This window comes from Aquitalea denitrificans (genome assembly GCF_009856625.1).
Taxonomy (GTDB): Bacteria; Pseudomonadota; Gammaproteobacteria; order Burkholderiales; family Chromobacteriaceae; genus Aquitalea; species Aquitalea denitrificans.
Genome location: NZ_CP047241.1, coordinates 1,683,761 through 1,697,685, shown reverse-complemented (window position 1 = coordinate 1,697,685; position 13,925 = coordinate 1,683,761). Strand labels below are relative to the sequence as shown.

At 55.1% G+C, this 13,925-nt stretch carries 12 protein-coding genes; 7 read left to right on the top strand and 5 right to left on the bottom strand.

The annotated features are described in order from the left end of the window. Entirely contained in the window at positions 1-1,158 is a 1,158-nt protein-coding gene (locus GSR16_RS07725; RefSeq protein WP_159876118.1) for a class II histone deacetylase, read from the top strand. A gap of 63 nt (positions 1,159-1,221) precedes the next feature. On the opposite strand, the gene GSR16_RS07720 is transcribed toward GSR16_RS07725, so the two are convergent. The 3 genes from GSR16_RS07720 to uvrA all read right to left on the bottom strand — a co-directional run bounded on the left by GSR16_RS07720 (position 1,222) and on the right by uvrA (position 5,069). Further along, positions 1,222-1,428 carry a hypothetical protein gene (locus tag GSR16_RS07720; protein ID WP_159876116.1) on the bottom strand — a complete coding sequence of 69 codons (207 nt, stop codon included), beginning with the start codon at positions 1,426-1,428 and terminating at the stop codon, positions 1,222-1,224. A gap of 309 nt (positions 1,429-1,737) precedes the next feature. Continuing rightward, positions 1,738-2,181, bottom strand: a complete 444-nt coding sequence (locus tag GSR16_RS07715; RefSeq protein ID WP_159876115.1) for a VOC family protein — start codon at positions 2,179-2,181, stop codon at positions 1,738-1,740. Positions 2,182-2,240: 59 nt separating this feature from the next. Continuing rightward, positions 2,241-5,069, bottom strand: a complete 2,829-nt coding sequence (gene uvrA / locus GSR16_RS07710; protein ID WP_159876113.1) for an excinuclease ABC subunit UvrA — start codon at positions 5,067-5,069, stop codon at positions 2,241-2,243. Between the two features lie 180 nt (positions 5,070-5,249). On the opposite strand from uvrA, the gene GSR16_RS07705 reads away from it, so the two are divergent. The 6 genes from GSR16_RS07705 to GSR16_RS07680 all read left to right on the top strand — a co-directional run bounded on the left by GSR16_RS07705 (position 5,250) and on the right by GSR16_RS07680 (position 11,284). Further along, positions 5,250-6,614 carry an MFS transporter gene (locus GSR16_RS07705; protein WP_159876111.1) on the top strand — a complete coding sequence of 455 codons (1,365 nt, stop codon included), beginning with the start codon at positions 5,250-5,252 and terminating at the stop codon, positions 6,612-6,614. 90 nt (positions 6,615-6,704) lie between these two features. Next, complete coding sequence (locus GSR16_RS07700) at positions 6,705-7,160, top strand: single-stranded DNA-binding protein (RefSeq protein WP_045848297.1); 456 nt, start codon at positions 6,705-6,707, stop codon at positions 7,158-7,160. Positions 7,161-7,604: 444 nt separating this feature from the next. Then, entirely contained in the window at positions 7,605-8,516 is a 912-nt protein-coding gene (locus GSR16_RS07695; protein ID WP_159876109.1) for a hypothetical protein, read from the top strand. Positions 8,517-8,608: 92 nt separating this feature from the next. Continuing rightward, on the top strand, positions 8,609-9,364 hold the full coding sequence (locus GSR16_RS07690) for a hypothetical protein (protein WP_159876107.1): 756 nt from the start codon (positions 8,609-8,611) through the stop codon (positions 9,362-9,364). 94 nt (positions 9,365-9,458) lie between these two features. Then, a complete protein-coding gene (locus GSR16_RS07685; protein ID WP_159876105.1) occupies positions 9,459-9,833 on the top strand; it encodes a PARP domain-containing protein in 375 nt (124 codons plus the stop codon). A gap of 569 nt (positions 9,834-10,402) precedes the next feature. Next, positions 10,403-11,284 (top strand): hypothetical protein, encoded by an 882-nt coding sequence (locus tag GSR16_RS07680; RefSeq protein WP_159876103.1) that lies wholly within the window; start codon positions 10,403-10,405, stop codon positions 11,282-11,284. A 161-nt stretch (positions 11,285-11,445) separates the two neighbouring features. Here GSR16_RS07680 and GSR16_RS07675 read toward each other — a convergent pair whose 3' ends face one another. Both GSR16_RS07675 and GSR16_RS07670 read right to left on the bottom strand, forming a co-directional pair. Further along, positions 11,446-12,177: a type IV toxin-antitoxin system AbiEi family antitoxin domain-containing protein gene (locus GSR16_RS07675; RefSeq protein ID WP_159876101.1), complete on the bottom strand. Its 732-nt coding sequence runs from the start codon at positions 12,175-12,177 to the stop codon at positions 11,446-11,448. Positions 12,178-12,263: 86 nt separating this feature from the next. Beyond that, on the bottom strand, positions 12,264-13,217 hold the full coding sequence (locus tag GSR16_RS07670; RefSeq protein WP_159876099.1) for a hypothetical protein: 954 nt from the start codon (positions 13,215-13,217) through the stop codon (positions 12,264-12,266). Positions 13,218-13,925: the final 708 nt, after the last annotated feature.

Below are 13,925 nucleotides of genomic sequence, written 5' to 3'. Positions count from 1 at the left end.
ATGACATCCGCGACTGCCTTTTATTTTGATGAACTGTGCATGTGGCACAGTGCCGGCCTGCATGCACTGACACTGCCGGTGGGAGGCTGGGTGCAGCCGCCAGCCGCCGCCGGCCATGCCGAATCGCCGGAAACCAAGCGCCGCTTGAAAAACCTGCTGGATGTGGCGGGCATCAGCCGTCAGTTACGGCAATGCACAGCCGAGCCGGCCAGCCGTGAAGACCTGCTGCGGGTGCATGGCGCAGCCTATCTGGATGAATTCAAGCGCATCAGCGATGCCGGAGGTGGCGAACTCGGCCCGCAAGCACCGGTCGGGCCGGGCAGCTATGACATTGCCTGCCTGTCTGCCGGCCTTGCCATCGCCGCGGTGGATGCAGTGTGGCGCGGCGAGGTGGCCAATGCCTATGTGCTGACGCGCCCGCCCGGCCATCACTGCCTGCCGGATGCCGCCATGGGCTTTTGCTTCCTGTCCAATATCGCCATCGCCATCGAAGCGGCCAAGGCGCGCTACGGCATCGAACGGGTGGCAGTGCTGGACTGGGACGTGCACCACGGCAACGGCACCCAGGCCATCTACTATCAGCGCCCGGACGTCCTCACCATGTCGATTCATCAGGATGGCTGCTTCCCGCCGGGCTACAACGGCAGTGAAGACCGCGGCACAGGGGCCGGGCTGGGAGCCAATATAAATATCCCGCTGTTGCCAGGCAGCGGCCACGACGCCTATCTGTACGCCATGCAGCGCATCGTGCTGCCAGCACTGGCGCGCTATCAGCCGCAGCTGATCATCGTCGCCTGCGGCTATGACGCCAATGCGGTAGACCCACTGGCACGCATGCAGGTACACAGCGATACTTTCCGCGAGATGACCACCCTGCTGCGCAGCTTTGCCGAACAACACTGCGAGGGAAAGCTGGTACTGGCCCACGAAGGGGGTTATGCCGAAGCCTATGTGCCGTTCTGCGGCCTGGCCACCATCGAAGCCCTGTCCGGCCTGCGCAGCGAAGTGGCAGACCCGCTGCTGGACTTCATCCGCCAGCAGCAGCCCTGCACGGCCATGCTGCAATTGCAGCACCAGTTGCTGGATGAGATGGCAGCGCTGCACTCTCTGCAAGCCCTGCCGCTGCGCTGTCATCCAAGCTGTCATCTACAAGGCTGAAACGAACAAGGCCCGCCAAAGGCGGGCCTTGTTACATCACCGGTTGAAAACCAGCGTGGTGGCTTACTGCTGTTGTCCAGCAGGCTGCGGCATGCTGCTGTCTTGCGCTGCTGCGGCATCCGGCAGTACCGCTTGCGGGACGGACGCCTGCGGAGCCTGAGGATCTGCCTCGGCCTCTGCTGAAGGCGGCGCGGCAAATGCCAGCTCTATCATGGCAATACTGGCCAGCGGCAGGGTAAGCATGGCGAGAACAAGCAGTGTCTTTTGCATGAGCTATCTTTCGGAATGATTGGAAGACACCTCCGCTTTTGCAACTTGCATGCCAGCCCTGTTTTTCCATGCAAAACAATCACTTGCCATAAATACTGCATGATGAATCCATATATTTGTCGGTAACTGGCGACAGAATTCAGGTATTAATCTGCAAGATATTGATATCAAAAGAATATTAATGTCGCCTCATGGCGACAGCAGGAACTTGGCGACCGCTGGCAAGCACCGCCCGGCCCACTGGCACGGATGACTGACATGAAAAAACCCGCCGTAGCGGGTTGATGTTGCTGTTGCTTGCAGGGGCAATCAGGCCGATTTGCTGGCCAGCTTGAGTTTGCCTGCCAGCCAGGTGTGATCGTAGCTGACGATTTCAAACGGGTTGCCGAAGGGATCGACAAAGCTGATGGAGCAAAAGAACTGGTGATCCACCACCGAATCACGCGCCACCGCCTGGCCGGCACGGTCGATTACGCGTTCGCCAGCCAGCTGGTCTATCCATTCCAGGAAGTCCTGCCCGCTGACCAGAAAGGCCACCGAACCGGGTTCGCATACCGGCTTGTCTTCCTGTGCCAGCGCCAGCCGTACCGAGCCGTTGCCGTTCATCAGCATCACGACACCGTGCGGGCCGCCCTGCATGTGCTTGTAGCGAGCATCCGGTGCCAGGTTCAGCACGCGCTGATACCAGCCCTGCGCCTTTGCCAGATCGGTGACACGGATATGGATATGGTCAATCTTGCCAAGCGATAGCATTGCATCCTCATTGGTGTGGGTGGCGCGGCCACGGCGTGGCGCGCGCCCATTCTACGGACTTAGTGGCGAGGCGTCAGCAGCGGCTTGAGATAACGCCCGGTATGGCTGACCGGATTTGCCGCCACCTGCTCCGGCGTGCCGGTGGCAATGATCTGGCCACCTCCCGCGCCGCCTTCGGGGCCAAGGTCGATCAGCCAGTCGGCGGTTTTGATCACGTCCAGATTGTGCTCGATCACCACCACGGTATTGCCGTTTTCGCGCAGGCGATGCAATACCTGCAGCAACAGGTCGATATCGTGGAAGTGCAAGCCGGTGGTGGGTTCATCCAGAATATACAAAGTGCGGCCGGTGTCACGCTTGGACAGTTCCAGCCCCAGCTTCACCCGTTGCGCTTCGCCGCCGGACAGGGTGGTGGCACTCTGCCCCAGGCGGATATAGCCCAGGCCAACGTCCATCAGTGTCTTGAGCTTGCGGGCGACCGCCGGCACCACGCTAAAGAACTCCAGCGCCTGCTCCACCGTCATGTCCAGCACTTCGTAAACGTTCTTGCCCTTGTACTGCACTTCCAGCGTTTCACGGTTGTAGCGCTTGCCGTGGCAGACATCGCAAGGTACGTAGATATCCGGCAAAAAGTGCATTTCCACCTTGATCACGCCATCGCCCTGGCAGGCTTCGCAACGCCCACCCTTGACGTTGAAGCTGAACCGGCCCGGCCCGTAGCCACGCTCGCGTGACAGCGGCACCCCGGCAAACAGTTCACGGATGGGGGTGAACAGGCCGGTATAGGTGGCCGGGTTGGAGCGCGGGGTGCGGCCGATCGGGCTCTGGTCGACGTTGATCACCTTGTCCAGCAGCTCCAGCCCTTCGATGCTGTCATACGGTGCCGGCTCTTCGCTGGCACCGTTCAGATCGCGCGCAGCAATCTTGTACAAGGTGTCGTTGATCAGCGTGGACTTGCCGGAGCCGGACACGCCGGTGATGCAGGCCAGCATGCCCAGCGGCAGTTCCAGCGACACATTCTTCAGGTTGTTGCCGGTGGCACCATGCAGCTTCAGCACCCGCTCCGGATTCACCTCTCGACGCTCGCCCGGCCAGTTGATCTGGCGGCGGCCAGACAGAAAGGCACCAGTTACCGAATTTTCACTGGCAGCCACATCAGCCGGCGTGCCGGCTACCAGCACCTCGCCGCCGTGCTCACCCGCGCCCGGCCCCATGTCCACCAGGTAGTCTGCGGCACGGATGGCGTCTTCGTCGTGCTCCACCACAATCACGCTGTTGCCGATGTCGCGCAGGCGCATCAGCGTGGCCAGCAGGCGGTCGTTGTCGCGCTGGTGCAGACCGATGGACGGTTCGTCCAGCACATACATCACCCCGGTCAGGCCGGAGCCGATCTGGCTGGCCAGACGGATACGCTGAGCCTCGCCGCCAGACAGGGTATCGGCCGAACGTGACAGATTAAGGTAGTCCAGACCCACATTATTAAGGAAGGACACCCGCTCGCTGATTTCCTTGACAATCTTTTCCGCTACCGCATGCTTGTGGCCGCTGATATTCAGCTGGGAGAAGAAAGCAGCAGCTTCCTTGAGCGGCAGCTGGTTCAGCTCGTGCAGGGTACGCCCGCCGATGAACACATGGCGCGCTTCCAGTCGCAGCCGCGAGCCGGCGCAATGCGGGCAAGGCTGGTTGTTCTGGTACTTGGCCAGTTCTTCACGCACCGCGCTGGAGTCGGTTTCGCGGTAGCGACGCTCCAGGTTGGGGATGATGCCTTCAAACGGATGGGCACGGGTAAAGCGGGTGCCCTTCTCCGACATGTAGACAAATTCGATGCTGTCGCGCCCGGAACCATGCAGCACCACATGGCGCACTTTTTCCGGCAGGTCTTCAAAAGCCAGCTCGGTGGGCGAAAAGCCATAATGCTCACCCAGCGCCAGCAGCATCTGGAAGTAAAACTGGTTGCGCTTGTCCCAGCCCTTGATGGCACCCGCAGCCAGCGTCAGTTCCGGGTGGGCCACCACGCGCCGTGGGTCGAAAAAGGTGATTTCACCCAGGCCATCGCACTTGGGGCAGGCACCCATCGGATTGTTGAAGGAGAACAGGCGCGGTTCCAGCTCCGGCAGGCTGTAGCTGCACACCGGGCAGGCAAATTTGGCCGAGAACCAGTGTTCCTGGCCGCTATCCATCTCCACCGCAATGGCGCGGCCTTCGGCATGGCGCAAGGCGGTTTCAAAGCTTTCCGCCAGGCGCTGCTTCATGTCCTCGCGCACCTTCAGGCGGTCGATCACCACCTCGATGGTGTGCTTCTTGTTCTTGTCCAGCTTGGGCAGGCTGTCGATTTCATACACTTCGCCATCCACCCGCACGCGGATGAAGCCCTGGGCGCGCAAGTCGTCGAACAGGTCGAGGTTTTCACCCTTGCGACCCACAATGACCGGGGCCAGAATCATCACCCGGGTTTCTTCCGGCAGCGCCAGCACATGGTCCACCATCTGGCTGACCGTTTGCGATGCCAGCGGCACACCATGCTCCGGGCAATGCGGTTCACCCACGCGGGCAAACAGCAGACGCAGGTAGTCGTGGATTTCCGTGACAGTACCCACGGTGGAGCGCGGGTTGTGGCTGGTGGCTTTTTGTTCGATGGAGATGGCAGGCGACAGGCCTTCGATCAGGTCGACATCCGGCTTTTCCATCAATTGCAGAAACTGGCGGGCATAGGCCGACAGGCTCTCTACATAGCGGCGCTGGCCCTCGGCATACAGGGTGTCAAAAGCCAGAGAGGACTTGCCGGAACCGGACAGGCCGGTGATGACGATCAACTGGTTGCGCGGCAAGTCCAGGTTGACGTTTTTCAGATTGTGCGTCCGAGCGCCACGAATGCGGATGGTGTCCATGTGTGAGAGCGTTACTCAGTCGGTCGGGGAACCTGATAATATACCCGACTTGGCGACCGCCGCTCCACCAAAGTATGCGCTGCAGCAAAAAAGGCAGCGCATGACAATGGCCCGCAAGGTAAACCGCTGGCCGTCGGCGGCGTTGATAGCCTGACTCCTGAATCGATAACGACAACACACATGAATTCGCTTGAACTGCGCGCCAGCCTCGGGCTGGCTGGTATTTACGCCCTGCGCATGCTGGGCATGTTCCTGATCCTGCCGGTGTTTGCCATCTACGCGCAAACCCTGCGCGGGGCCGACAACCACACCCTGATTGGCCTGGCACTGGGCAGCTACGGCCTCATCCAGGCCTTGCTGCAACTACCGCTGGGCATGCTGTCCGACCGCATCGGCCGCAAGAAGGTGATTTACGGCGGGCTGGTGCTGTTTGCCATCGGCAGCTTCGTGGCTGCCGGTGCTCACGATATCGTCACCCTTACCATCGGTCGCGTGATTCAGGGCTCAGGGGCCATCTCTGCCGCCATTACCGCCCTGTTGGCCGACCTGACGCGCGAAGAGAACCGTACCCGCGCCATGGCCATGATAGGCATGAGCATCGGCACCACCTTTGCCGTCAGCCTGGTGCTGGGGCCGGTACTGGCGCAGTACATCGGCGTCAACGGCATCTTCGCGCTCACCGGCGTGCTGTCGCTGGCAGCTTTGGTGGGCGTGTGGCTGATCATCCCCGACCCGGCCATCTCGCGCTTTCACTCGGATACCGAGGCCAATACCAAACGCCTGCCGGCCGTATTGAGAAATCCGCAGCTGCTACGGCTCAATTACGGCATTTTCGCCCTGCATGCCGCGCAAATGGCCATGTTCGTCACCATCCCCTTCGCCCTGATCAAGACCGCGGGCCTGGACAAGGCACACCACTGGGAAGTGTACCTGCCGGTGACCGTGGTCGGCTTCCTGCTGATGGTGCCGGCCATTATCTATGGCGAGAAAAAGGCCAAGCTGAAACAAGTATTCATCGGTGCCATTGCCATCATGACCGCCGCCCAGCTGGGTATGGCACTGGCGCTGGACAGCTTCTGGCAGATCGTGATGTGGCTGGGCCTGTATTTCATCGCCTTCAACATTCTGGAAGCCACCCTGCCCTCGCTGATTTCAAAAATTGCCCCGGCCGATGCCAAAGGGACGGCCATCGGTGTGTATAATACGGCCCAGTCTTTTGGCTTGTTCATGGGGGCTGCCGCCGGCGGCTGGCTGTACACCCATTACGGCCCGGCCGGTGTGTTCGGCTTTACCAGCGTGCTGATGGCCAGCTGGCTGCTGGCATCCTTCAGCATGCAGGCACCACAGGCAGTGCGCTCGGTGATGTTCCACATTGGCGAGGACTGGCAAGGCAACCCGCAACAGCTATCACAGCAGCTATCAGCCCTCGCCGGCGTCAGCGAAGCGGTGGTGGTGATGGAAGACCGGGTGGCCTACCTCAAAGTCTCCCAGCAAGGCTGGGACGAAAACACCGTGAAACAACTGGTTGAAGCCACTTATTCCTGACGGTGCGGCCATTGCCAGGACGCACCTCACCCTGCAATCATGCGTCGGCCAAGACCGGCGCAGCATTATCGAATCGAATCGGAGATCCACATGAACAGCATCACTTTTGACGGACGCCTGGCGGCAGACGCCGAACTGCGCTACACCCCGAGCGGCGAACCGGTGCTGAGCTTCCGCGTGGCCAGCGACATCGGCTTTGGCGAGCGCAAGACCACCAACTGGTTCAGCTGCCAGGTATGGGGCAAGCGCGGCGAATCGCTGAAAAACTTCCTGAGCAAGGGCCAGCAAGTGACCGTGTACGGCCAGCTCACCCTGCGCGAATGGCAGAACAAGGAAGGCCAGAAACAACTGTCGCCGGATGTGCGCGTGAACGAACTGAGCCTGCAAGGCGGCAAACGCGAAGGCGGCTCGTCCATGGACGACAACTACGCCTACGGCGAACCGGCTGCCCAGTCCCGCCCGGCTGCCGCACCGGCCGCCCCGCGTCGCATGGAAGCCAAACCGGCACCAAAGCTGGACGACATGGACGACGACATTCCGTTCTGACTTACACCTGAGAGTGATTTGTAAAGTATTCCCCCAAAACCCCCGCCCTGCGGGGGTTTATGCATTTATGCTGCGTAAAAATTGTTGATCATAAAAAGCCAAGTTGTACACCATGCAAATCTGTCAAGTTTGCCGGAGTGTTAGGAAACAGCTCCAAACAGGAGCTCAACATGCAGATAGCCTGAGAGTTGTGGCAAGCGAAGCAACGGCCCCTCCCACCCGCCTAAGTTTGGCTGATCAGCCCCAGATCGATAGCTTGGCACCCTCTTAGAACTTACACGCCCATGTCTCTTGGTTGATTAATGGTTGTTATTCTGACCTCGATATGACGAAGTCCTTGAAAACCAAGGGGTTGGACACGATAATTGTTGTCAACAATATCAATTGCTAATGGCCATTAATGCCCGCATTGGTTCAGCTGGACCCTGCTCCATTGGATACTAAATGACACCTGCCGATTTTGAAGAATCTGAATACCGTGGCCCCCTATACAACCAGTTAGAGCGAGGCAACCATCTCGTGTGGGAGCCCGGGCAAGTATTTGAAAAACACATAGGAATTGATCGCGCAGCCTATGTGACCGATCCATATTTCTGGGATCTTCATGATCTTTCGGCCCCCATGAGCGGAGTAATCTTGCGTGATTATGATTGGCATTACATATGGGAAAAGCGCCTGAAAAACAAAATCCTGCCCGACTTCAAGCTAAATCTTTTCTTACAGGCCAAACGTCCTCATGCGGGAACTCGCCCCAGAGGTAAGGTAAAGAAGGCCGGTATCGTTGGGGACTATTGGAAGTTTGAAATCACACGCCACCAACAGGTTGCTCTTGAACAGATGGAAAAAACTCTAAATGGAAATGCCATTGTTTGCTATGCTGCACCTGCGTTTCACACACAGGCTGCTCTGTACGAGCATACAAAGAATCAAAGTATAGTTCCGTCTAGCTCCTTTCCTCCCGCGTCAGCTCTTACGGGACATGGTGCCTGGTATTACGACAATGGAGGTTTGTCTGGCGTTGCTAATCCTGACTTTGTTCGGGTGGAATTCGAGCCATTGCAAACACGCATCGTCAGTCTTATGGAACGTACTCGGCCCCGAAGCGTAAACGCTCGAGAATCGCTCCATGATCTTGCCAGTGCCCTAATCAGATCGACTTCTGAAATCCAAGAACCAGCGTCTACCGACACTTGGTTCCAGCAACTGCTCAATCGCGTGGACGCTCATATTTCGAGCATGACTGAACTAGGCTTTAGAGATGAAGAATATATTCAAGCGCTTAGGAATTATATGCAAGTAAGGGCTTTTTGCAACGCCTACCGCCTAGACTGGTTGGTAATTGGCAAAGGTGCCTAACTCATAATTACTCCACGGGACCTGCGGAAAAATACACGCGGGCCGCGAACTAAAACACATATGCAATATCATTATCTGATACATTAATATATATGAAAAGAATTTGTCACTACACTAGCTTTGAAACCCTAAAGCTAATCATTGAAAACAAAACAATTAGATTTAACTCATTAAAAAATGTTGATGATGCAGAAGAAGGATTCACAACCGATTTTGGATATCTATCACCATACTTTTTCGCCAGTTGTTGGACATACGACTGCGATGAAAAACTCCCCCTTTGGGCAATGTACGTAAAAGATCGGTTTGCAGTTAGGATTGAAGTAGATAGTGATATTTTAAAGCTATCAACAAATAAATATCATCAGATAACAAACCATGTAAATGGTAAATCAGCATGCTACCCCATATTCAGAGGTGGCGGTAATCCTGTTTTTTTAAGTAGGGTTGATTACAGAACGGAGCCCTTACTCTCAATGACAAAAAATGTGAGGGGCATGTTCTCAGATGATTTTATTGAATCTTTCGGTACAACCAAGAGAAGCGTATGGGACTTCCAAAATGAATGCAGGTTTCTAATTCAGGCGACCCCAATTGCATATGCCAACCGCCGCCCGAGTGAAACGCCTTATACAAATCATTTGGAATCAATATGGAATAAAATGAAAACAGATATCGAAAATATCGACATGCTTTATGATGTTAACAAACTTCGTACTGCCAATTTTATGCTAGGGCCGTCAACAACCCCGGATGATTTTGAAATACTAAAGAACTACATACTTGCACAAGTACCAGAATTTAATGGTGAATTCACGAGAAGTGCTGCTCTAATAAGAAGAAAATAAGTAGGCACTGTCAGACTCGCAAAAATCCGAGCTTAACTTACCCCTCCCTACTGAAATATGGATCAAATACATTCAATCCTTGATGAGTACCATCATGAATATTTACGAATTCCCATGCCCTAACGAAGAAAATGGCTACAAAATTTTTCCAAAAATAGTTGAAGATGACCCTCTTGTCCATTTTCACGGCACATCACTGAAGAATTTAGAATCAATTATCAGCGGTGGGTTCAAATCCTTTCCACCTCTCTCATCTGTTTCATATGCAAAACAGAGTAATTACTCCCTGAGTCATTGGTACAGCAAGCGAGGTGCAACTGAAGACGGGGTAGTCTTTGCCGTAAGATTTGAAACCTTGGCAACCCCAGGAATCAAAGAAAATAATTTAGATATCCATGTATATGACTTGAAAATTCAGCCAGATATTATTGGGTACTGCATCATCCCCTATAAGTTCGTATACAAATAAATACCGCCAGGGAAGTGACCTGCGAAGGTTTGTGGTTTTGAACAAGATCTAACAGAGCAATGCAAGCGGAGGCTGGACGCGGCTCAGTCTGTCAGATACTCGCTACCGAGAAGACCGATGACGGCCTCACGGAGCAGTGGGCAACGGTAATCGATAACGTGGTCTTTACCAATCGTGAAGGAAACTGCCGGGAGTATCTCGATGGCGAAGTTCAATCGCTGTTCACCGCATGGGCTCTGAAGAAGAAGGAGGACCACACCGACTCGCACATTCATCTGCACTTTGTCGCCGGGGACGATGGAATACAATTCGCCCACACGGCCCTCGTCGACCTCCTGAGCTGGGAGTCGCCCCACGATAGCCGACCGCACTGGCGACGCCTACTACGACAAGAACAGGTTACCGCGAATGTGGCGAACTTTTCGGCTGCATTAGCTGCAGCTTTCCGGCAGAAGGTGGTATCTCACGTATTCCATATGCAACCACATACCATGCCAGCGTTTCTATCTCCAAAGAACGTTGAGCTTTCTTCCTGGAACACCTCACCAACGGCCTACAGGTAGCTTTTTATGAGCGCATGGACACTTAATGACCTTCGCCGACTAGATCGGAAATATGCGGAAGAAGGTATCGTCGTCCATCAACGCCCTTTTCGGGCTGCAATGGAGTTGCTCGGCTCTGGTTTTGTAATGAGCGCTGTCGGCAACCCGGATGTCAAGCGCATCATGGATGCTTATGCTGCTATGGTTCCCGAAGTTGAGACAAGTTGGCCTGGAGCTGGGATTGGGGTAATCGCTTCCATTGACCAAGTTCGGAAAGCTCTTTTCCCAATCGTATTCGGTACTGTTACATTGGAACCATGGCAGATGGCAGGTTTCTCTAGCGCCAAGGAGTGGTGGAATTGGTGTAGACAGGATCTGGTGATCGCTGCCGAGGTCGCTTTTGCCTCAGCTGACCTTCATGATTTCACCATGGGGCTAAATAATCTCGTACATGCCAATCCAGATGCGCTGACACTTTGGCAAATGTCGCGATCTAATCTTGAGGATGCTGCGAATACTCTTCCCTCCACCTTCAGTCACGACTCTGTGATCCAGCCGATCTGCATGGTAGCGGAACTATCGATGAAAGCTGCTTTGGTATGGGATGGCATTGCCTCGGATTCCTTCAAAGGCAGGGATGGCCATAATTTGGTCTCCCTAGCCCAGCGTATGGCGGTGGCACGGCCACATCGGGACGACGCCCGCGTTCAAGCAGTCGTTGCGAGTCTGCCACCCTATGTTGCTAGCCGTTATAAACCCGCAGGGCTGAAGCGACTTCAGGTAATCCGACTGGCCCTCGGTGTGCAGTTTGTTGCAGCATCAAGCTTGCGGCGGATTACAGATGCAGATTTGGCCATACAGATGGAGGAGGATGACTGGCCGGGACCGCGTCCCGCATTTATTGCTTGATTCCCTCCTACCGCCGTCTTTGGGGTCACAGTCTTCTGCTCAGAATCATATTAAGGGCCACTAGTTCCGAAAGCTGAAGCAGCTTTTCTTCATTGTTAAGGCAATGACCACGTTGGCCAAACTTCAGCCATTCAGTATTGGCATAGCGTCATCGCTTAGCGCTAAGGTTTCAACGTCAGCCGTTCGCCATCCCGAGTTCTATTTGACCAACGTTTCCCAGAACCAAGCCGATCAACATGCTTTTGAAGATTCTGCGCCCAGGGATATTCACTCCATAAGCCTAGATCACGTACTAGCCTTACGACCTTGACCCGCTGACAATGCGATAGGAATTCGTCCAGTATCTGTGGCCGGATATTGCGCAATGTCACCACGATATTGCGTGCTTCTTCAAGCGATTGCCCTTTGCCGATATCGCTGGCCAGCTCAAGCAAAGCCCGCTCCGGTACAGATACCCGCACATTCGAATTTCCGTTGGGCAATGGTTTGAGTCCATGCTCATCTGGAAAACCGTCATCAAATAGCCTAGTGGTTTGGTAGGAATACAGAATGTTCTCGGCAACCCAGGGCGGAAAGTCATAGGACTGACGACCCCATAGTTGGACTCGCTCGCGAAATGCGATGTTATGCCTCACCCCCTGCCAGTCCAACGCTGTTTTACCACCCGCATGCAACCCAGGGATATGTCGGGCCAAGTAGGCGATGATGCCATCCCTAGATGGACGGTCCCCTGTGAGCAAGTAGACCCCACGCGAGAGCCGCTGTAGCCAGCCGGCTTTCACCATGTAGGTCGCCTGCGCAGGGCTGACACCGAAGTCACGCAACATGTCAGTATCGAGTGGCTGTCCACGTGGAGCAGCTTGCATCAAGTGCTGTACGGTTCTGTTCGCCATGCTGTCGTGATGTTATTTACTTGATGTTACCTGGGAGAACTTTCCATCTATGGGGATTTTTTAACGCAACACCGACCTGAGCATGATTAATAGTAGATGTACTTGCGTTCCCAAACCATGGCACCAAAGGAGCCGTCTTTACGCTCATCGTATTCCTTCACCAGGATCTTTCGCATGTTGTTTCCGCGGCTGTCCGGTAGAAAAGCGTAAATTTGGCGCAAATTAACCTGACCTTGCTGGTCCAATTGATGCTCGGAGCGGATTTCACCTTGTGGGGTGTACTCCTTGACCAAAGACGGCATCGCCGCCCAACGCTGCCATTGACCGTCGATAAACACTTCAGTGAAAGTACTCTGTTTCCAATTGCCATCGGACAGCGGTGTGCGTAGCCAAGCCGAGCGCATTTTCAGGCGCCGATTCAATGCATACCGCCCTGTTGCGGTCTCGATTTGCAGCGGGCCGCCACCAGGCCCGGGGGTCATTTCCCATTGGCGTGTCTGCAACTGACAGTCACGCCCATACATCGTTATTTCTCTCTCACCTACCTTATAACGGCGGCTCGGATCATAAACCGCGGTAGTGATCGAGGTTTTCTGCCACATCCCATCGTTAAGCTGAGTCACCGTTACGGCTTCAGAATCCAGCTGATCCCCACCGTTGATGGTGTAGTGGTAATCATCCTGATAGGTCACGGGCCGGTTTAGATAGGTGGTCAGACGCCCTAATGTGTCGTAGTTAAACTGGTCTGGTTGATCACCAGCACGGCTCCGACGCACGAGTCGGCCATACACGTCAAAGTCGTACTTGTCCTGCGAAACTTTTTTCTTCTTCCCAACTAGGCCGACATTTGGCTTGAAGCCTGTTTCGTACAACGTTTCGACCATTTGCTTTACACCCTGGGGCTGTTTCCCTTCGTTTTCATATGCCAGGACAACCCAATCAGGTGTCGGCAACATGCACCATGGGAGTTCAGCTGCTTGAACCGTGGCGGTCAACCCACCACACAGCGCCACACGGAAAGTATTGGCAATCAGACTCATGAGAAATTCCTGAACAATAATGAAGGAAAAAGTGGGGCGGCCAAGTCTTGATCAGCAGCTCCACTTCTCGTCTTTGTGGGTTCTATGGGTGCGCGCAGCCATTTAGATAGATCGATTTGGCAAGCACGGCGCAGTACAAGTAAGCATCAGAGTTCACGGCTGGTACGGGCGTACATGGGACGGCTGTCATAGACAGCGGAAGCATCAAGCACCGGTTCACAAGTCCATTCAGTAGACCACTTGGCTCTATCATCCGGCCTGGGTTGCCAAGGCAAGCAAGGTTGAGCCACCCCGTCAATCCCGATGTGGCAGAACCAAGTCACTCCGTTAACACTGTAACTTCTGATGGCATGGATCAGTTCAAGCCGACTAACCTCGTCGCCACCACCTGACACGTGCAGCCGATACACTCGGTAGGCTCCACCACACAATTGGCCGACTACCTCCAACAGATGCTCGGGGGACGGCACCAGGAAGCTATTCAGCAATTCTGGCTCATCGCGCTGATCGCGACGACACTCGACCAAGAAACATGGCGACTCAGAGGAAACCCCTATACAGCGCCATGGCTGGTAGGGTTGAACTAACCGTCGCCGCGTGGGCTGCTCCTCTGCCCAACCGGGCGTGGTTAACAACATCAGTAATTCCTTCAAATTGCGGCACAACGCCATTCTCGCGATGCACTGCACGACAAATAGAACGTAATTT